Raw genomic sequence first — 18,726 nt, forward strand, 5'->3', positions numbered from 1 at the left:
GTAGATCACATCACAAAAGCAGCATTATATCATATTTCAGCACATAAAAAGACATCGAATTTAGCCTTTTAACATTTTTTTTAAAATAAAACAAATTTCTATTTATTTATTCGATTGGAAATGATAAATTATGATTGATTAGTTCAACGAGATATAAGTCTGATGTCTTACATCTTCTCTCCTGTCCTCCATAAATTTCAGGAGAAAGCAGGATAAAATACCCTATTCAGAAGGGTGAGAAGAGATAGGTCGGTCTTTTTTCGCGAGACTTTTCTGAAACTTTTAAATTTTATAGGGGGTTATGTTTTGAAGAAGCGCAAAATTGGACTAGCATTGTCCTTAGTCGTAGCAGCAGGAACCATCCTTGGAGCATGCGGCAACTCTGGCTCAAACAGCGGTGAAAGCAAAAAAGATAAAGATCAATTCACTGTTGCAATGGTAACTGATGTCGGTGGTGTCGATGACAAATCGTTTAACCAATCAGCTTGGGAAGGTTTACAAGCATTTGGAAAAGACAACAATCTAAAAAAAGGTAAAAACGGCTTTGATTACTTACAATCTAAATCAGACGCTGACTATACAACAAACTTAAACACACTTGCTCGTGAGAAATTCGACCTGATTTACGGAATTGGTTTCTTAATGCAAGATTCTATTAGTGAAATTGCAGATCAGCGTAAGAAAAACCACTTTGCCATCGTTGATGCTGTCGTGAAAAAAGACAACGTAGCCAGCATTGTGTTCAACGAAAATGAAGGATCATTCCTTGTGGGTGTTGCGGCTGCTCTTTCTACAAAATCAAATAAAATTGGTTTTGTTGGCGGCGTTGATTCTGAATTAGTCAGAAAATTCGAAGTTGGTTTCCGTGCAGGCGTTGAAGCAGCTAACCCGAAAGCAAAAGTTGAAGTGAAATATGCTGGTGCATTCGATAAGGCAGACATCGGGAAAGCAACAGCTGAAAGCATGTACAAATCCGGCGTCGACATCATTTATCATGCTGCTGGCGGCACTGGAACTGGTGTCTTCACAGAAGCGAAAAACCTGAAAAAAGCGGATCCTAACCGCAAAGTTTGGGTCATCGGTGTAGATAAAGACCAGTATGACGAAGGAAAAGTACCTGGAACAAAACAAAGTGTCACCCTTACTTCTATGGTTAAGAAAGTAGACAAAGCGGTACAAGACTTAACAACGAAAGCAAAAGAAGGTAAGTTCCCTGGCGGCGAAGTGATCACATATGGTCTGAAAGAAGGCGCTCTTGACATTTCTCCATCTCAGGACAACCTTAATAAAGATGTATTGAAGAAAGTAGAAGAATGGAAACAAAAAATCATCAAGGGCGAAATTAAAATCCCTGCAACACGTGATGAACTAAAAGATTTTAAAGCTTAATTTGAACATCGGGATAAGCGCGCCTTATCCCCTTGTTTCTCCTTTACCTCCTCTTTATTCGTAAAAGGTGGTAAAAGAAAAGCTGCAGCCTCGTTTTGCAGCTTTTCTTTTGCTAGTTTTTATCTTCATCAGCACCCTAAAAAAGGAGCGGTTAAACCTGTGGATTATGTCATTGAAATGTTGAATATACGCAAAGAATTCCCTGGCATTGTAGCAAACGATAACATTACGCTGCAGCTAAAAAAGGGCGAAATTCATGCGCTGCTTGGTGAAAACGGCGCTGGAAAATCAACGCTCATGAACGTGCTTTTCGGACTGTACCAGCCTGAAAAAGGTGAAATCAAGGTTCACGGAAAACCTGTGACCATCTCTAGCCCGAATGATGCAAGTGATTTAGGCATCGGTATGGTGCATCAGCACTTTATGCTTGTCGATACCTTCACCGTCGCTGAAAACATCATTTTAGGAAAAGAGCCCAAGAAATTTGGAAAGATCGACAAAGAACAAGCCATACAGCAAGTACAAGAGCTTTCTGACCGCTATGGTTTAAAAATAGACCCTGCCGCAAAAGTATCTGACATCTCTGTCGGCATGCAGCAGCGTGCAGAAATTTTAAAAACTCTTTACCGCGGCGCTGATATTTTGATCTTCGACGAACCAACAGCCGTTTTAACACCTCAAGAAATTAAAGAACTCATACAAATTATGAAAAACTTAATCAATGAAGGCAAATCCATTATTTTAATTACCCATAAGCTGAAAGAAATTATGGATGCATGTCACCGCGTCACCATTATCCGAAAAGGCCAAGGCATTCGTACACTTGATGTGGAAAGCACAAACAAAGATGAGCTTGCAAGCCTCATGGTCGGTCGTGAAGTTTCATTTAAGACAGACAAAAAAGACGCCTCTCCTGCTGAGGAAGTACTTCAAATTCAGGATCTTACGGTAAAAGACGCACGAGGAATTGAAGCGGTCAAACATCTCAACCTCTCAGTAAAGGCTGGAGAAATTGTTGGTATTGCTGGAGTCGATGGCAATGGTCAATCTGAATTGATTGAAGCCATTACCGGTCTAAAAAAATCAGAATCTGGCACGATCATGCTAAACGGGAAAGCCATTCAAAATCTTCCGCCTCGTAAGGTGACCGAATCTGGAATTGGACACATTCCTCAAGACCGTCATAAACACGGACTAGTGCTTGATTTTTCAATAGGAGAGAATATTTCGTTACAAACGTATTACCAGCGTCCATACTCAAAATTTGGCTTGATGAATATGAAAAATATATACCAAAAGGCAAAGCAAATCATTGCCGAGTATGACGTAAGAACACCGAGTGAATATACAGAGGCACGCGCCCTGTCAGGCGGGAATCAGCAAAAAGCCATTATTGGCCGTGAAGTTGACCGCAATCCCGATTTATTAATTGCCGCTCAGCCGACACGTGGACTTGATGTTGGTGCGATTGAATTTGTTCATAAGCGCCTCATTGAGCAAAGGGACACAGGCAAAGCCGTCCTCCTCATCTCATTTGAGCTTGATGAAATTATGAATGTCAGTGATAAGATTGCTGTTATATTCGAAGGCAGCATTATTGCCATCGTTGATCCAAAAGAAACAACAGAGCAAGAGCTTGGTCTATTAATGGCTGGAAGTACGCAACAGGAAGTGGGGAAAGAAGCAAATGTCTAATCGCTTAACAAATCTGCTCATTCCGCTTATAGCCATTGTACTTGGTCTTTTTGTTGGGGCCATTATTATGCTGGCAAGCGGTTATAGTGTCATCGAAGGCTATGGCGCCCTTTGGAATGGCGTCTTCGGTGAAACCTATTATATGGGAGAAACCATCAGACAAGTGACACCTTACATTTTATCAGGGCTTGCTGTTGCTTTTGCATTTCGGACAGGTCTCTTTAATATCGGTGTAGAAGGTCAAATGCTGATTGGCTGGGTAGCTGCTGTATGGATCGGTACAACTGTCCATGCACCTATGTACATCCATCTGCCACTTGCACTCATCACCGCAGCTGCTGCTGGTGCATTATGGGGCTTTATTCCTGGGTTTTTAAAGGCTCGTTTTTATGTTCATGAAGTGATTGTCACGATCATGATGAACTACATTGCCCTTCATGTGACGAACTATTTGATTTCAAATGTCTTAACAAATAATAAAGATAAAACAGAAAAAATCGATGCCACTGCCTCGCTTCGCTCTGGTTTCTTTGAACAAATCACCGATTTCTCCCGGATGCATAATGGTATTTTTGTTGCCATTATAGCTGCGGTCGTGATGTGGGTCATTATTCAAAAAACCTCTAAAGGCTTTGAATTGCGGGCTGTTGGAATGAACCAGCAGGCATCCCATTATGCCGGTATGAATGTTCGCCGCAATATCATTTATGCGATGCTCATTTCAGGTGCTTTTGCAGGTCTTGCAGGCGCAATGGAAGGTCTTGGTACATTTGAATATGCATCAATTAAAGGCTCGTTTACCGGTGTAGGTTTTGACGGAATCGCCGTCGCTTTATTAGGTGGAAATACTGCTGTTGGTGTTGTTCTTGCTGCACTGCTGCTTGGTGGATTGAAGGTCGGCGCTTTAAATATGCCACTTGAATCTGGCGTACCGACTGAGGTCGTTGATATTGTCATTGCGATCATTATTCTTTTCGTCGCCTCAAGCTATATTATCCGTCTTGTGATGAACCAAATGAAGAAAAAGGGGGGAAAATAAGTGGGATTTCTGCAAATTCTTGAAATCATCGTCCCAGCAACACTTGTCTATGCTGCACCACTTATTTTAACCGCTCTTGGAGGCGTCTTTTCAGAAAGATCAGGTGTTGTGAATATCGGTCTTGAAGGTTTGATGGTCGTCGGAGCATTTTCCAGTATTATCTTTAACTTGTTTTTTGCTGATACATTCGGGGCCTTGACCCCGTGGCTTGGGCTCCTCGTCGGAATGGCGATTGGCGGATTGTTCTCTCTCATTCATGCAGTTGCGACCATTACATTCCGTGCAGATCAAACGGTCAGTGGTGTTGCGATTAACATGCTGGCACTTGGCGCTACGCTGTTTGTCGTGAAACTCATTTACGGGAAAGCTCAAACAGATAAAATTACAGAGCCTTTCTATAAAGGGGATATTCCCCTTTTAAGTGACATTCCGATAATTGGCGATATCTTCTTTAAAGATGTTTATTATACGTCCATACTCGCATTAGCGCTTGCGGTTGTAGCTTGGTTTGTTTTATTTAAAATGCCGTTTGGTCTTCGTCTTCGTGCAGTCGGAGAACATCCAATGGCTGCTGATACAATGGGAATCAAAGTGTACCGGATGCGCTATATCGGCGTCTTTATTAGTGGACTGTTTGGTGGTCTTGGCGGAGCTGTTTATGCCTCAACCATCGCACTTGATTTCTCACATGCGACCATAACTGGACAAGGCTTCATCGCACTAGCTGCACTTGTCTTCGGTAAATGGCACCCATTCGGCGCAATGGGCGCTGCTTTATTCTTTGGATTTGCTCAAAGTTTAAGCATTATAGGCTCTCTCCTGCCGCTCTTCCAAGATATACCGAACGTGTATATGCTCATTGCACCATATGTGCTGACCATCTTAGCACTCACTGGCTTCATCGGCCGAGCAGATGCACCGAAAGCACTTGGGACACCTTATTTAAAAGGAAAACGATAATAACGATGTATGATCAATCCCCTGAAGGATAAACTACCTTCAGGGGATTTTTGTATGATAAAAACATAAAAACTCCTGTTTATTTTACTTTTATTACACTTAATTTAGTTTAATAAATAGATGAGTGTCACAGAATCTTCTACAATTGAGACAAATAGCATTTGGGGGTGTTTATGTGGCTAATACACAACAATTGAAATCGATTACAGACGATTCTGACAATAATAAAAGCGTTTTCCGTAAGATCATGTCTTGGAAAATTGGTGTTATTGACTTACCTGTGTATTTAGTACTTGCAGCGATTATTTTAACTGCCGCTTATTTTAATAAAATTCCAGCAAATATGCTTGGTGGCTTCGCTGTTATTATGATTTTGGGGATTTTCCTTGGAGATATAGGACAACGTATTCCGATATTAAAAGATATTGGTGGACCGGCGATTCTTTCTTTATTCGTACCATCGTTCCTGGTCTTTTTTCATGTTCTGAATCCGAACTCGTTGGAAGCGGTTACGTCTCTTATGAAGACGTCGAACTTCCTTTACTTCTATATTTCTGCTCTTGTAGTAGGTAGTATTCTTGGGATGCAGCGAACTGTTTTAGTACAAGGCCTTATTCGTATGTTTGTTCCTCTTGTTGCAGGTACAATTGCAGCTGTGACTGCCGGAATTCTTGTTGGTCTTTTAGTTGGTTACACACCGCATCATTCGTTCTTCTTTATTATTGTTCCGATTATTGCTGGTGGTGTTGGAGAAGGGATTTTGCCATTATCTATTGCTTATTCACAAATTCTTGGTGTATCAGCAGAGTCATTAATCTCTCAATTAATTCCTGCTGCCGTCATTGGGAACGTCATTGCCATTATCTGTGCTGGCGCAATGAAGAAGCTTGGTGAAAAACGTCCTGAACTAAACGGGAATGGTCGTCTTGTAAAATCTAAAGAAGCAAATGAAATTTTTGAACAGCCTGATATGGATCCAAAAGTTGATTTTGGGTTAATGGGTGCTGGTGTACTCGTGGCTTGTACAACGTTCATTTTTGGTGGTTTATTAGAAAGCTTTGTTCATATTCCAGGTCCAATCTTAATGATTGTTCTTGCCGCTTTAATCAAATACTTAAACGTAATGCCTCAGCATCTGCAAGATGGCTCACAGCAGTTCTACAAGTTTGTATCAAGAAGCTTTACATGGCCACTTATGGTCGGTTTAGGGATTCTATACATTCCACTTGATGATGTAGCAACAGTGATTTCTATTCCATTCGTTTGTGTATGTATCGCTGTCGTTCTTGGAATGGTGGGTTCTGGTTACTTCGTTGGGAAATTGATGAACATGTACCCAGTAGAATCTGCGATTGTGACAGGCTGTCACAGCGGACTTGGCGGTACTGGTGACGTTGCGATCCTTTCAGCTTCTGGAAGAATGGGTCTCATGCCTTTCGCACAAGTATCTACACGTCTTGGCGGAGCAGCAACTGTGATCTGCGCAACAATCTTACTTAGAATGTTTACTTAAAACATTGAAACATCAAAAGCATGTGCCCTCTCATAGGCACATGCTTTTTTATATTTCTTTTATCCTATATGATTTTATTCATCAGCTAATACAATTCGTAAATATTCCCTAGGCTGAAAAGGATACAGCTTAGTTTCCTGATAGCTCATGCGGAAAAGGTGCTCAGAAAATAGCGGCCATTCACTGCCGTCCTGCCACCTTTTTTGATCATTTCGGTCAATCAAGAATGCTCCTCCTAAAATCGTGCAGAATATGCTTAAGCTGATGGCGATCTTTCGTTTCATTTAATCAGCTCCTTTAAGAAAAGCATGTACGAAAAACAAAACAATATACAATGAGTTTCATTTTTGATAAAATTATTTTTGTGGTCAAAAGAACCCAAAACAAATACAGTTTGCTCGAAATCGTTTCAAACCAATGCACTATGGCTGTATTTAAGATATAATTTTAATTACCAGTTCTTTAGAACGTGAATTTATATTGATCAAAGGAGGTTCATTTTCTTGCAGCTTATTCACTTCGCCATCCTATCACCTTTTTTACTCGCCTTTGTTGTACCTTTCCTTTTTAAATATGTAAGGCGTATACATACAGGGTGGTTTGTTCTCATCTTGCCGATTATTTTATTCACCTATTTCATCCAAATGTTACACATTACCTCGAATGGACGAACGCTTTTCTCACAAGCTGAATGGATTCCATCTTTAGGGATGAATTTTACTGTATATGTTGATGGCCTTAGCTTGTTATTTGCATTATTAATTACAGGTATTGGCGCACTTGTGGTCTTGTACAGTATTTTCTACTTATCAAAAGAAAAAGAACAGCTTGGCTCTTTCTATACGTATTTGTTAATGTTTATGACCGCTATGCTTGGTGTGGTTCTCTCTGACAATATGGTGGTTCTGTACTTGTTTTGGGAGCTAACGAGTATTTCTTCCTTCCTCTTAATTGGGTATTGGTATAAGCGGGAGCGCTCTAGATATGGTGCAACCAAATCACTGCTTATTACTGTTTTTGGCGGATTAGCTATGCTTGGTGGCTTCATCCTCATCTACCTGATCACTGATTCATTCAGTATTCGTGAAGCAGTCAATCAGCTTCAGCTCATTATGGCATCACCTTACTTTATCCCTGCCATGATCCTGATCTTACTAGGTGCCTTTACGAAATCAGCGCAATTCCCATTCTATATCTGGCTGCCTGATGCAATGGAAGCACCTACCCCTGTGAGCAGTTATCTGCATTCTGCTACGATGGTGAAAGCTGGTATTTATCTTGTTGCCCGCTTCAGTCCGATCTTTGCTATATCAGAGGTGTGGTTCTGGACCATATCCATTGTCGGACTTATCACATTATTCTGGGGATCATTCCATGCCGTCCGGCAAAATGATTTGAAAGCCATTCTGGCCTACTCGACAGTTAGTCAGCTCGGCATGATTATGCTCATGCTTGGCGTCGGCGCAGCTGCGATTCATGAAAACAACCCTGCCTTTTTTGGCGCAGCCGTTCTTGCTGCTATTTTTCACCTCATTAACCATGCTACGTTTAAAGGCAGTCTCTTTATGGCAGCAGGTATTATCGATCACGAAACAGGTACTCGTGACATTCGGAAATTAGGTGGTTTAATGACCATCATGCCGATTACCTTTACGATTACGCTAATCGGTACATTTTCAATGGCTGGACTACCGCCATTTAACGGCTTCTTAAGTAAAGAGCTGTTTTTCACAAGTATGTTACGTATTTCTGAGATCAACTTTACAGATATTTCGACATGGGGCGCTATTTTTCCAGCAATTGCTTGGCTCGCTAGTGTCTTTACGTTCATTTACAGTATGATGCTTCTCTTTAAAACATTTAGAGGCAATCTTCAGTTAGATCAATTAGAGAAAAAACCGCATGAAGCACCGATTGGCATGCTCATTCCGCCAATCATTCTCGCTGCACTTGTGGTCACTTTCTTCTTTTTCCCAAATATTCTAGCTTATTCTGTCATTGAACCTGCAATTGCAGCCATTATCCCTGATGCGATTGATCCTGGAAAACGCATTGTTGTCAAAATTGAAGCATGGCACGGCTTTAAGCCAGAGCTCTATATGACAATGGGTGTTGTCGCTTTAGGAATCATCGGATATTTGACGTTGTCAAAATGGCGTCCAATGTACAATATATTTAAGGAAAAATGGTCATTTAACACGTTATACGATCGTTCTCTAATCGGTTTAGAAAAAGGTTCATACCGCCTGACAAACAGCTATATGACCGGTTTCCTTCGTGATTACCTTGTCTATGTGTTTGGATTCATGATTATCGTACTTGGCAGCGTGATGTTCTATCAGCAAGCTTTCTCATTTGAAACAGAAAAAGCTGCGCCAATTGGCACGTATGAAGCCATTCTTTCACTTGTGATGGTGGCGGCGACGGTCACGACTGTATTCGCCCGCTCACGCTTAACTGCCATTATTGCTCTAGGTGTCATGGGATACACGCTGTCATTATTCTTCGTGATTTTCAGAGCACCTGACCTTGCCCTGACACAACTGATTATTGAAACGATTTCTGTCGCACTGTTTTTGCTTTGCTTCTATCATTTGCCGAAGCTGAGCTTGAAGCAAAAAACGAGAAAATTCAAATTAACCAATTTGATCATTTCAATAGGTGTTGGTCTCACTGTCACTTGTCTTGCTTTTGCTTCCACAAGTCAGCAGTCACTTGAGTCCATTTCAACTTACTTTATTGAAAACAGCTATAAACTTGCTGGCGGCGACAACATTGTCAATGTCATTCTTGTAGATTTCAGGGGCTTTGATACACTGTTTGAAATTACCGTGCTGGCGATTGCGGCACTTGGTATTTATGGATTATTAAAGGCACAGGCACAAGGAAAACGGAAGAGAGGTGTGCGGCGATGAGGAAAATTGATACGAATGATATGCTCTTACAAGTCACAACAAAAATCACAGCATTCATCATCTTGCTTTTTTCCCTTCACTTATTTCTTGCGGGACATAATAATCCTGGCGGGGGGTTCATTGGCGGCCTGATGAGTGCCAGTGCTGTCGTCCTTCTGCTCTTAGCCTACGATCTGAAGACAGTTAGACGCATTCTGCCTTTTAACTTTATTTATGTTGCAGCGACCGGGCTGCTCGTCGCGATCCTGACGGGTATGGGATCCTTTCTATTCGGTGCACCTTTTCTATCCCATGCATTTGATTATTTTCAACTGCCGTTTTTAGGGAAAACAGAACTGGCGACAGCCGTACTGTTTGATATCGGTGTATATTTAGTTGTTGTCGGTGTCACCATGACCATTATTCAAACGATTGGAGAGAAGGAATAATGGAATTTCTAATGTCTATTATCGTCGGTATTATTTTTATGGCGGCGACCTATTTAATGCTTTCAAAAAGCCTTCTACGGGTCATCGTCGGTACTGCTGTTTTAAGTCACGGCGTCCATTTGCTTCTTTTGACAATGGGCGGCTTAAAAAAAGGAGCTCCACCTATTTTAAAAGAGGGGCTCACATCCTATGTAGATCCATTACCACAAGCATTAATTTTAACAGCCATTGTCATTGCTTTTGGTGTGACATCCTTTTTACTTGTCATGGCCTTCCGTGCCTTCCAAGAGCTGCGAACAGATGACATGGATCAAATGAGAGGAAATGATCAGCATGAATAATCTCGTGATCCTGCCAATTTTAATTCCATTATTAGCTGCTACACTATTGATCTTTATGAATAAGAACATCATGCTGTCGAGAGGCTTTAGTGTGTTTGCTTCGCTCTTAGCCATTGTCTGTAATGTGTATTTAGTCCAAACCATCTTTACTAATGGGATTCAAACTCTCTATTTAGGAGGCTGGAAAGCACCATTTGGGATTGCCCTTGTGGCCGATCAGTTTGCTGCGCTCCTTGTGCTCACCGCTTCCGTTGTTGGGCTAGTGACAGTTCTATTCTCCTTTCAAACAATTGGGAAGGAAAAGGAGCGGCTTTTCTATTACTCTGGCGTACAATTTTTGTTAGCTGGCGTAAGTGGGGCCTTTTTAACAGGCGATATTTTTAACCTGTTTGTCTTTTTTGAGTTGCTGCTAATGGCGTCTTATATGCTCATTGTGTTAGGCGGATCAAAACCTCAGCTTCGAGAATCACTCAAATATATTGTATTTAATATCATCTCGTCGGCATTATTTATTGTCGGTGTCGCTTGCTTATATGCAGTCACGGGCACTTTGAATATGGCTGATTTAAGCGTGAAAATAGCTGAATCAGGGCAAACAGGATTAATCACTGTCATTTCTATTCTGTTCCTCATTGTATTTGGCTTAAAAGCTGGGATCTTCCCTCTTTATTTCTGGCTGCCAGGATCATATCATGCACCGCCAGCGGCTATTTCTGCTCTATTTGGTGCACTGCTGACAAAGGTTGGCATATATGCGATTGCCAGAGTCTTTACGTTAATTTTTATACATGATACAGGGTTTACACATACACTCATGGCTTGGTTTGCCGCACTAACGGTGATATTCGGTGTGATTGGCTCTATTGCCTATTCTGATGTGCAAAAGATCGTCATCTATAACATTGTCACAGCAGTTGGGGTCATTTTGTATGGGATTGCAGCCAATACACCTGCCTCACTCCAAGGGGCCATTTATTATCTCATTCATGACATGGTGATTAAAGGCGCTTTATTTATGCTGGCAGGTGCACTCTTTGTGTATGCTGGCACCAATCACTTGAAAAAGATGGGCGGACTGATTCAATCTCAGCCTTTACTAGGGTGGATGTTTTTCATTTCGGCTTTATCCCTAGCAGGAATTCCTCCTCTGAGTGGGTTTGTTGGAAAGCTAAAGATTGTAGAAGGTGGATTTTCTGCTGGACACATGACCTTTTCTATCCTTGTCTTAATGTCCAGCCTTCTTGTCCTGTATTCGATTATGAGGATCTTCATACTCGCATTTTGGGGCGAGGATCAAGATATGCGAAGAAGGAAACCGTCGATTAAAGGAATGGTGTACCCTGGCGTACTGCTTGTGATCTTGTCGCTTGCCATTGGGTTAGGGACAGAGTTCATTGCCCCTTATATCAATCAAGCAGCGGAAATGCTCTCAACACCAGAAAAATATATTCAAGCTGTGCTGAAGGAGTAGATGAACATGGCCTTTCAAATATTACTAAACGCTCTCCTCGCCTTTACATGGATGTTTATGAATGATACATACAGAGCCGCAGACTTTGTATCAGGCTTTGTACTAGGGATGGTCGCCATTTTTATGCTTCGGCGGTTTTTCCCGCAGCGTTTTTACGGCTATGCTCTGTTTGCGATTTTCAAGCTCGTATTGATTTTTATTCGGGAGCTGCTTCTTGCCAATTTAAGTGTATTAAAGACCGTATTATCTCCAAAGCTCACCATTAAGCCCGGTATTTTCGCCTTTCGTACAGATTTGAAAACGGATTGGGAAATCACCATACTGGCTAATATGATTACATTGACACCAGGTACACTCGTCATTGATATTTCTGATGATCGTTCCATTTTATACATTCACGCGATGGATATTGAAGATGCAGAAAAAGCCATTCACGATATCCGGGTTTCATTTGAAAAAGCGATTCAGGAGGTGAGCGGTAAGTAATGGAGCTCATATTACAAATTTCACTTGGCATTCTTGCGCTGTCCACCTTTCTTTTTGTGATACGGGTTATCAAAGGGCCCTCTATTCCTGATCGTGTAAGTGCGCTTGATGCGATAGGAATCAATTTAATTGGGATGACAGCTATCGTTTCTATTTTGCTGAAAACGACAACGTTCTTTGAAATTATTTTACTGCTCGGTATCCTTGCCTTTATCGGCACTGTCGCTTTTTCCAAATTCCTTGAGAAAGGGGAAGTGATTGAAAATGATCGTCATCGCTAAAGCTATTGTCATTTTCTTTATCCTGCTTGGCGCCATCCTTTGTCTCATTTCAGCCATTGGCGTTCTTCGCCTGCCGGATGTTTATACACGTATGCATGCTGCATCAAAAGCATCGACACTTGGGGTTGTCCTCATATTAGTTGGGGTGTTCTTTCACGAATGGTTTCTTGCAGGGATTATTTCTGCGAAGATCCTACTTGGGATTGTCTTTATCTTTTTAACAGCTCCAGTCGGCGCACACTTGATCGGAAGAGCCGCCTACAATACGGGGGTCAAGATGGACAAACGAAGTGTACAGGATGATTATGGCGGTTTTCGTAACTTCGTGATTAAACGCAAAGAAGACTCGTACTTATAAACCGAAAGCAGATCCTCTCATGTGGGGATCTGCTTTTTATGGATCAATCCAACCTAAAAAAGCTTCCGCTGCACCGGGAGCTTTTTTTATATGCGATCAATGACAGCAAGTGTGCATCTTGACGTACAGATGTGCCGGTCTCGATCATCTTTAATATCAATTTGAAATACCATTGTACGGCGCCCGACATGTACAGGAACAGCCGTCGCTGTCACTACTCCATCACGTACAGATTTTAAGTGATTGGCATTGATTTCAATCCCTGAGCAAACTTGCTGAGTTAAGTCTAAATGAGCCGCAGCTCCCATGCTTGCCACTGTTTCTGCTAGAGCAGCAGAAGCTCCTCCGTGCAGCAGTCCAAATGGCTGTTTTGTTCTGTGATCAACTGGCATTGTCGCTACGCATCGAGACTCATTACACTCTACAATCTCAATCCCCAGTGCCTCAAGCAGTGTATTTGATCCACTCACTTCCATCAGTGTTCTCTCCCTTCACACGTTTACAGCACACTTTCAGATTTTGCAATTAACACCGCTTCGGTTCGAGAGCCAACATTCAGCTTATTAAAGATGGACGTCAAGCTGTATTCAATCGAGCGTTTGCTCAAATGCAGCACATCGGCAATCTCTTGGTTCGTGTATCCTTTTTCCACTTCTCTCAGGATCAAACACTCTCGCTCTGTTAACAGCTCGTGATCGGTCTGCTGCGCCTGTTCTGGCTTTTCTTGCTGCTGTGAAATTAATTTCTTTAAATAGGATAGCTGAATGACAACTTCTCCTTGCAATGTGCGGTGTATGTATTCGATAATTTTGTCTTTTGTCTCTGTTTTACTAATTGCACCGTGCAATCCAGCCCGAATGGCCTCTTCAAAATAATCATCTACTTCATACCCTGTATAAATGATGATTTTCACTTGTTGGTTGGTTTCTAGAATTTGTTTCGCAATGTCCATTCCATTGATATCCCCGAGATTTAAATCCATCAAAATCACATCATAGATGGAAAAGTCATGCGTCTTTAAAAAGGCGGCTTCTGCATCAGGACTTAAACAATCGACTGATAGCTGCTGATCTGATTCTAATATGCTTTTTGTCCCTTCCATGACAGCCGGATGATCATCAATGACCAATATCTTCTTCATGTCTTCCTCCCTTTAAATCACTCACTTCCATTTTATATAAAAAACTTGGCAGATGCCAAGTCTTATTCCTTAATAAATCGTTACAATTCCATTTCAATTTTCACCTTCAACCCTTTTTCAGGTGCGGTATGAATGTGAAGCTTCCCATTTAACGCCTTGACTCGTTCTCTGATTCCAGAGAGGCCCATGCTCATGGTGTGCTGATCAAGATGGCTTGCGTCAAAACCAACTCCATCATCCTCGTAGTGAAGAACAACCTGATCTTTAATACAAATCAGCATTACGAGCACTTGGTTGGCTTGAGAATGTTTCAAGGCATTGGATAACAATTCCTGAACAATCCGGTAAATATTAAGCTGGGAGTCAATATCAATGTCCATCTCCTTATCAAAGCGTGTCGTATTCAGCCGAATATGAAACGGTGCTTCCTCCTGAATTTGAGAAGTCAGCTTCGATATCGCCTTCACTAAACCTAAATCGTACAGCAGCTGCGGCCGAAGTTCATGACACGTTTCTCTCGTCGTTTGAATCACCTTAGACATTTGTTCATTCCATGAGATAAGCGATTGTTCAATAGACGTTGGGCATTGATCGTTTTGGAAATTCGTTAAAAACATCTCTGACTGTCTTTTCAGCGATATCAAATCCTGTAGCACGGAATCATGGAGATCCCTTGCTAAATCGGAGCGTTGCTTTTCCTCCATCGCAAACATGACTTTTTTCAGCCAAGCAGGGTTCGCTTCACGCTGCTTCAAATCTTCAAGATGCTCCATCAATTCTTCAATCTTGACGACATTTTCTAAACTGACACTTGTATAAAATGCCAATGTTTTCAGCCAAGAAATCTCATCACGCGTCAATTTAGGTGTCTGTAAATTGGATAAGCAGCAAATCACAAACGAGTGACCACCCCGCTCGCCAATTTTCATCATGAACCCTTTATCAAGCCCAATGATTTTCCCGACTTCCCCTAAAATATCCTGAAATTGATCCACATACTCTTTCCATAGATTACTATCACCTGAAGATTCATCAATCTCTTCAATCTGCCCATCTGGCTTCACTTCAAGCACAAAGGCTTTATTAACAACCAGCACTTCTAAAATGGTGTATTTCAAATGATAAAGCACTTGGTGAAGTGATGACGCCTCACGGATGAGCTGCGTAAATTTAAACACACTGTCCTGGTAATTATGCTTCTCTGAAAAACGTTTCAGCCGGAAGCGGAAATCTAGAATTTCTTTAAAATAAAAGACAGCAAGCATGAGTGTATAGGTGATTAATGCGAGTTTCAATGTATACTTCAAATCTTCTGGTTTTTGCAGAATGTAAAACGTGACAATAACAAAAATGGTCGGTGTAATGGCTAAAAAGCCATAGTATTTCAGTCTACTAATCAAAAAGTCCATATTGTATAGTTTGTTCGTCATGAATTGGTACACTAGAGAAAAAGGAATAAGCAAGACAAAAGAAGTCAAGAAAAAGGGATCTACTACATAAATACGAAACAAAACATATGGTATTGCAAATAAAAATATAAATGGACAGAATGCTATGATATTAATCATGACAAAAAACTTTAAAACAGACCCCTGCTCTGTCTCTTTATATTTCCGCATTCCATTGATAATCACTTTGAATGACATGATAATAGAAGCGAAAAAGAATAAAAGATTTAAACTTGGCATGTATCTTGCTATCGCTGAATCTATTGGAACTGCTAGCTCTATCAATAGATTAATTACTGGAAGACTATATAAAAGGCGAATTGTTTTTTGATTTGTTATATGCAAGTTAAACTCTTTAAAATACTGATAAATGAAATGAATATAAAAGATAAATACACTTGATAAACAAAATACGATCACATAATGGCTAAATCTTTCACCAATACCTGAAGTACCTGCACTAAGATACCCGATACAAATCGTTAATAAAAATAAAACTAATAGAAATGCTGATTTCCGTTGGGCCTCTTTGTTAATTCTAATGATAAAGAAGATACAAAATAAACATATTGAATACAGGATTAGAGGAATTAAATAGACAAATAAACTTTCTTGACCAATCAATGTCTTATTTTTAAGGGTGATCATTTGGTTGCCTCTTTGAATATCAATTCTTTGCACATTCCTAAGCTCACCATTGATCATATGATCTTTGTTGTTAGCAGGTTCCCCATTGATTTTAAGTATAATATCTCCTTCTTCTAATCCTGATGTGTAGGCTAAAGAAAGATATTCAACTTTGACAACTTCTGCTTGACCGTTCTTGTTCTCCGCTACACGTGCTCCATTAAAAATATCAAATACATAAATATATGAAACATAGATCACAAATAAAAAAGACAGAAAAACGAAAAAAGCAGATAGTTTCGTATAAGTTATCTTCATGTATAAAACATCCTTAACTGGAGAACTTTTAAATCATTTATAAATGAAATAGCATCATTTATAGTACCATATATATTCTGCAGACATTTGCCCTTTTTTAATGCCTTGAATGATTGCTTTCATGGTTTGCTCATCTGTGTGAATTAAACTTGCATTCCCTAAATCCAACTCATTCACAACTCCAGGATTTTCCATTAAATATGCAATAACATTTTGAATGTTCAATCATTGCCCTCCTTTGTCATAAATGCATACAATTGTTCCCTCTTTGTTTTAGGTAAATCAAGTTGGTCAATCCCTTGCCTCATTTGTAACAGCATAATCTCTCTCATTGATACCATGTACTGAGTCAAACCTGCTTCAAGTAATTTCTGCTTCAGTTGAAATGACTTTTGTTCTGACTCATCTAAACGATTAGATAAGAACATAAGAATCTCTTGACTGGCATCGTTAAAGCCTCTTTGTAAATAGCTAAATGCCAGCGTTTGTTTTTTTAGAAAATCTCCGTTGGTTTTCGAAAATAACGCAAAAAAATCGTTACTGATTTGTTCAGCAACACCATAACATATGGAATATGATTCCACAGTTGAGTTGATTTTTCCTGTCGCTAAATAAACACCCAGTACACTAGCAAGAGCTGTTAATGATCCTGATTTTTTCCTTAAAACCTCTACACACTCTTCTTCTGTTCCATGCATATGACGCAAATCCTCATGCTGTCCTTCCATTGACCATTTGATGAGTTGGAACAGTTTCTCAATTAGTTGAGAATCATTTTCACATATTGTTGTGATGAGTTGGATACTCAGCGTATACAAATACGTAGAAGCATTGATGGCCACTCCTTGGTTGACGTTCATCCAAGGATACGAATCTTTATCCTGATCTTCAATATCATCTAATATATCGGCTGATAAGATGAGAAGTTCAATCCCTGCTGCCAATTGTGTAATCGCTTGCTTGTCTTGTCCGCCAAATGCCTCATAATGCTTGTAAGCCAATTGCCCAAAGGGAAATTCATTCTTTATATCTGTAAATTCTAGAAGCAGTTGTTGTAAATCTTTCTGCCTGACTGCATGTTGAATAAAATCAGACATATTCTGCTTGATTTTTGTATTCTCTAGATAGTTTAGCATACTCGGTCTTGTCCCTCACCCTTCCGCCTTTTATTTTACTAAAAAGACATGAGCAAATGTCCACTGACATCACTATTTAACAATTATATAATAATATATCCTTTTTTTGTATGTATTTGGATAAAAAAAAGACTTGATGATTATCAAGTCTTTAAGAAATTTTCACATATTCATATTTGTCGTATTGATCAATGCTTTTGTTAATGTTATGAAGAGAAGCCGTTGTTTCTCTAATTTCGTTTTCAAGTTTCCATAATAATTGTTTAAGTTCTTCGATTTCATACTTTTCCATCGATTCCACTCTCCTTTTTTGGAAGATCAATGTATTTGTGTATGGTGATTGGGTCATAAGTATTTGATCTATTACTAACAGTGTAAATGTAATTGAGTATTTTTTCACCGAAAAGTATGCACAAAATGTGTGCGTGATACCGCAAAATTCAATAGGTCTTTTTTCATCATTTTCTGACTTTTCAAATCATACTTTTATCTTAATTTCAAAGGAATTGTGTCACTAATGCAACAAGAATAGGCATCATTCGTCACACTTCTCTCACAATAGAACATACGATCCCTTCTATAACCTCGATTTTGCGTGTTATAGGTCAGACGACAGACCCCATTGTGGACACCGCAATTTTTTGGCGACATTCACCGAAATTGACCGCAAAAGTACCTATTTTTATGTTGGATTTATAAAGATAGAAAGATCATTTTGATTCTTTATTCTGATTTTCTACATACATTTAGAACAGATATCCGTCCAATTTCACGTCAATGAGAGAAGAGGTGACCACGTGTTTTACTATGTTCCTTATCCTGCTTTGCAAGGTCCCGCAATGAGCCGTGCATATTCGCGCACGCCTATGACTTTTCCTCCAGTAGATGCCCACTCGTTTCAACGAGCCGCAAAGGAATCAGCCCGACTTGTTGCTGATGCTTCACTTATTACACAGCAGATTTCCAGCTCGCTTTCGTTTGCACAGCGCATCATGGAGGCTGCTGAGCGCTCTGATTCGGCAAGTGTCATCCGAATGCTGAAGCAAATCGGTGTGAAAAGTGGTATTGACATCCGCTTTAGTCCAGAAGGCATTCGTATCTACTTGTCTCTCGCCTCTAGCAGACTTTTTCTCCTTTTACAGTGGGCATAACAAAAAAAGCCGCTCTGACGTGAGCGGCT

The 18,726-nt window shown here is 40.3% G+C and carries 20 protein-coding genes; 13 read left to right on the top strand and 7 right to left on the bottom strand.

The genetic code is table 11. From position 1 onward, the window contains the following. Positions 1-306: 306 nt before the first annotated feature. The 5 genes from MHB79_RS14580 (at position 307) to MHB79_RS14600 (ending at position 6,596) form a co-directional block, all read left to right on the top strand. Complete coding sequence (locus MHB79_RS14580) at positions 307-1,389, top strand: BMP family lipoprotein (protein WP_044140813.1); 1,083 nt, start codon at positions 307-309, stop codon at positions 1,387-1,389. A 159-nt stretch (positions 1,390-1,548) separates the two neighbouring features. Then, a complete protein-coding gene (locus MHB79_RS14585) occupies positions 1,549-3,084 on the top strand; it encodes an ABC transporter ATP-binding protein (protein ID WP_003213375.1) in 1,536 nt (511 codons plus the stop codon). Continuing rightward, positions 3,077-4,123: an ABC transporter permease gene (locus tag MHB79_RS14590; protein ID WP_003212654.1), complete on the top strand. Its 1,047-nt coding sequence runs from the start codon at positions 3,077-3,079 to the stop codon at positions 4,121-4,123. Before MHB79_RS14585 ends, MHB79_RS14590 begins: the two co-directional genes overlap by 8 nt. Further along, entirely contained in the window at positions 4,124-5,083 is a 960-nt protein-coding gene (locus MHB79_RS14595; protein WP_003213713.1) for an ABC transporter permease, read from the top strand. It abuts the gene before it with no gap. Between the two features lie 175 nt (positions 5,084-5,258). After that, complete coding sequence (locus MHB79_RS14600; protein WP_003213451.1) at positions 5,259-6,596, top strand: 2-hydroxycarboxylate transporter family protein; 1,338 nt, start codon at positions 5,259-5,261, stop codon at positions 6,594-6,596. Positions 6,597-6,670: 74 nt separating this feature from the next. Here the strand turns inward: MHB79_RS14600 and MHB79_RS14605 are convergent, their stop codons facing one another. Continuing rightward, positions 6,671-6,880 carry a hypothetical protein gene (locus MHB79_RS14605; RefSeq protein ID WP_003213300.1) on the bottom strand — a complete coding sequence of 70 codons (210 nt, stop codon included), beginning with the start codon at positions 6,878-6,880 and terminating at the stop codon, positions 6,671-6,673. A 219-nt stretch (positions 6,881-7,099) separates the two neighbouring features. Here MHB79_RS14605 and MHB79_RS14610 point away from each other — a divergent pair, with 219 nt between their 5' ends. From MHB79_RS14610 to mnhG, 7 genes are read left to right on the top strand one after another with little or no spacing between them, the layout of a single operon-like run. Beyond that, positions 7,100-9,511, top strand: coding sequence for a Na+/H+ antiporter subunit A (locus tag MHB79_RS14610; RefSeq protein WP_340990057.1), 2,412 nt, complete (start codon positions 7,100-7,102; stop codon positions 9,509-9,511). After that, positions 9,508-9,939, top strand: coding sequence for a Na(+)/H(+) antiporter subunit B (locus MHB79_RS14615; RefSeq protein WP_034620105.1), 432 nt, complete (start codon positions 9,508-9,510; stop codon positions 9,937-9,939). Before MHB79_RS14610 ends, MHB79_RS14615 begins: the two co-directional genes overlap by 4 nt. Further along, a complete protein-coding gene (locus MHB79_RS14620; RefSeq protein ID WP_003213576.1) occupies positions 9,939-10,280 on the top strand; it encodes a Na(+)/H(+) antiporter subunit C in 342 nt (113 codons plus the stop codon). Before MHB79_RS14615 ends, MHB79_RS14620 begins: the two co-directional genes overlap by 1 nt. Next, a complete protein-coding gene (locus MHB79_RS14625; RefSeq protein ID WP_340990059.1) occupies positions 10,273-11,751 on the top strand; it encodes a Na+/H+ antiporter subunit D in 1,479 nt (492 codons plus the stop codon). The genes MHB79_RS14620 and MHB79_RS14625 overlap by 8 nt, the downstream gene beginning before the upstream one ends. Before the next feature lie 6 nt (positions 11,752-11,757). Then, positions 11,758-12,237 (top strand): Na+/H+ antiporter subunit E, encoded by a 480-nt coding sequence (locus tag MHB79_RS14630; protein ID WP_044140819.1) that lies wholly within the window; start codon positions 11,758-11,760, stop codon positions 12,235-12,237. After that, the gene (locus MHB79_RS14635; RefSeq protein ID WP_003213177.1) at positions 12,237-12,518 is read left to right on the top strand and encodes a Na(+)/H(+) antiporter subunit F1; all 282 of its coding nucleotides are present in this window, start codon (positions 12,237-12,239) and stop codon (positions 12,516-12,518) included. The genes MHB79_RS14630 and MHB79_RS14635 overlap by 1 nt, the downstream gene beginning before the upstream one ends. After that, positions 12,502-12,876, top strand: a complete 375-nt coding sequence (gene mnhG, locus MHB79_RS14640; protein WP_003213369.1) for a monovalent cation/H(+) antiporter subunit G — start codon at positions 12,502-12,504, stop codon at positions 12,874-12,876. The genes MHB79_RS14635 and mnhG overlap by 17 nt, the downstream gene beginning before the upstream one ends. A gap of 86 nt (positions 12,877-12,962) precedes the next feature. Here mnhG and MHB79_RS14645 read toward each other — a convergent pair whose 3' ends face one another. From MHB79_RS14645 to degQ, 6 genes are all read right to left on the bottom strand, one after another. Then, a complete protein-coding gene (locus MHB79_RS14645) occupies positions 12,963-13,352 on the bottom strand; it encodes a hotdog fold thioesterase (RefSeq protein ID WP_003213775.1) in 390 nt (129 codons plus the stop codon). Between the two features lie 23 nt (positions 13,353-13,375). Next, positions 13,376-14,017 carry a response regulator transcription factor gene (locus MHB79_RS14650; RefSeq protein WP_058013793.1) on the bottom strand — a complete coding sequence of 214 codons (642 nt, stop codon included), beginning with the start codon at positions 14,015-14,017 and terminating at the stop codon, positions 13,376-13,378. Positions 14,018-14,097: 80 nt separating this feature from the next. Next, positions 14,098-16,410, bottom strand: coding sequence for an ATP-binding protein (locus MHB79_RS14655; RefSeq protein ID WP_340990061.1), 2,313 nt, complete (start codon positions 16,408-16,410; stop codon positions 14,098-14,100). A gap of 54 nt (positions 16,411-16,464) precedes the next feature. Continuing rightward, positions 16,465-16,635, bottom strand: coding sequence for a competence pheromone ComX (comX, locus tag MHB79_RS14660; RefSeq protein WP_212045489.1), 171 nt, complete (start codon positions 16,633-16,635; stop codon positions 16,465-16,467). Then, entirely contained in the window at positions 16,632-17,546 is a 915-nt protein-coding gene (locus MHB79_RS14665; protein ID WP_212045490.1) for a polyprenyl synthetase family protein, read from the bottom strand. The genes comX and MHB79_RS14665 overlap by 4 nt, the downstream gene beginning before the upstream one ends. Before the next feature lie 151 nt (positions 17,547-17,697). After that, complete coding sequence (gene degQ / locus MHB79_RS14670) at positions 17,698-17,838, bottom strand: degradation enzyme regulation protein DegQ (RefSeq protein ID WP_003213123.1); 141 nt, start codon at positions 17,836-17,838, stop codon at positions 17,698-17,700. A 505-nt stretch (positions 17,839-18,343) separates the two neighbouring features. Between degQ and MHB79_RS14675 the strand changes: the two genes are divergently transcribed. After that, positions 18,344-18,697, top strand: a complete 354-nt coding sequence (locus tag MHB79_RS14675) for a hypothetical protein (RefSeq protein WP_050944043.1) — start codon at positions 18,344-18,346, stop codon at positions 18,695-18,697. Positions 18,698-18,726: the final 29 nt, after the last annotated feature.

Source organism: Bacillus sp. FSL M7-0558 (genome assembly GCF_038003245.1).
Lineage (GTDB): Bacteria > Bacillota > Bacilli > Bacillales > Bacillaceae > Bacillus > Bacillus pumilus.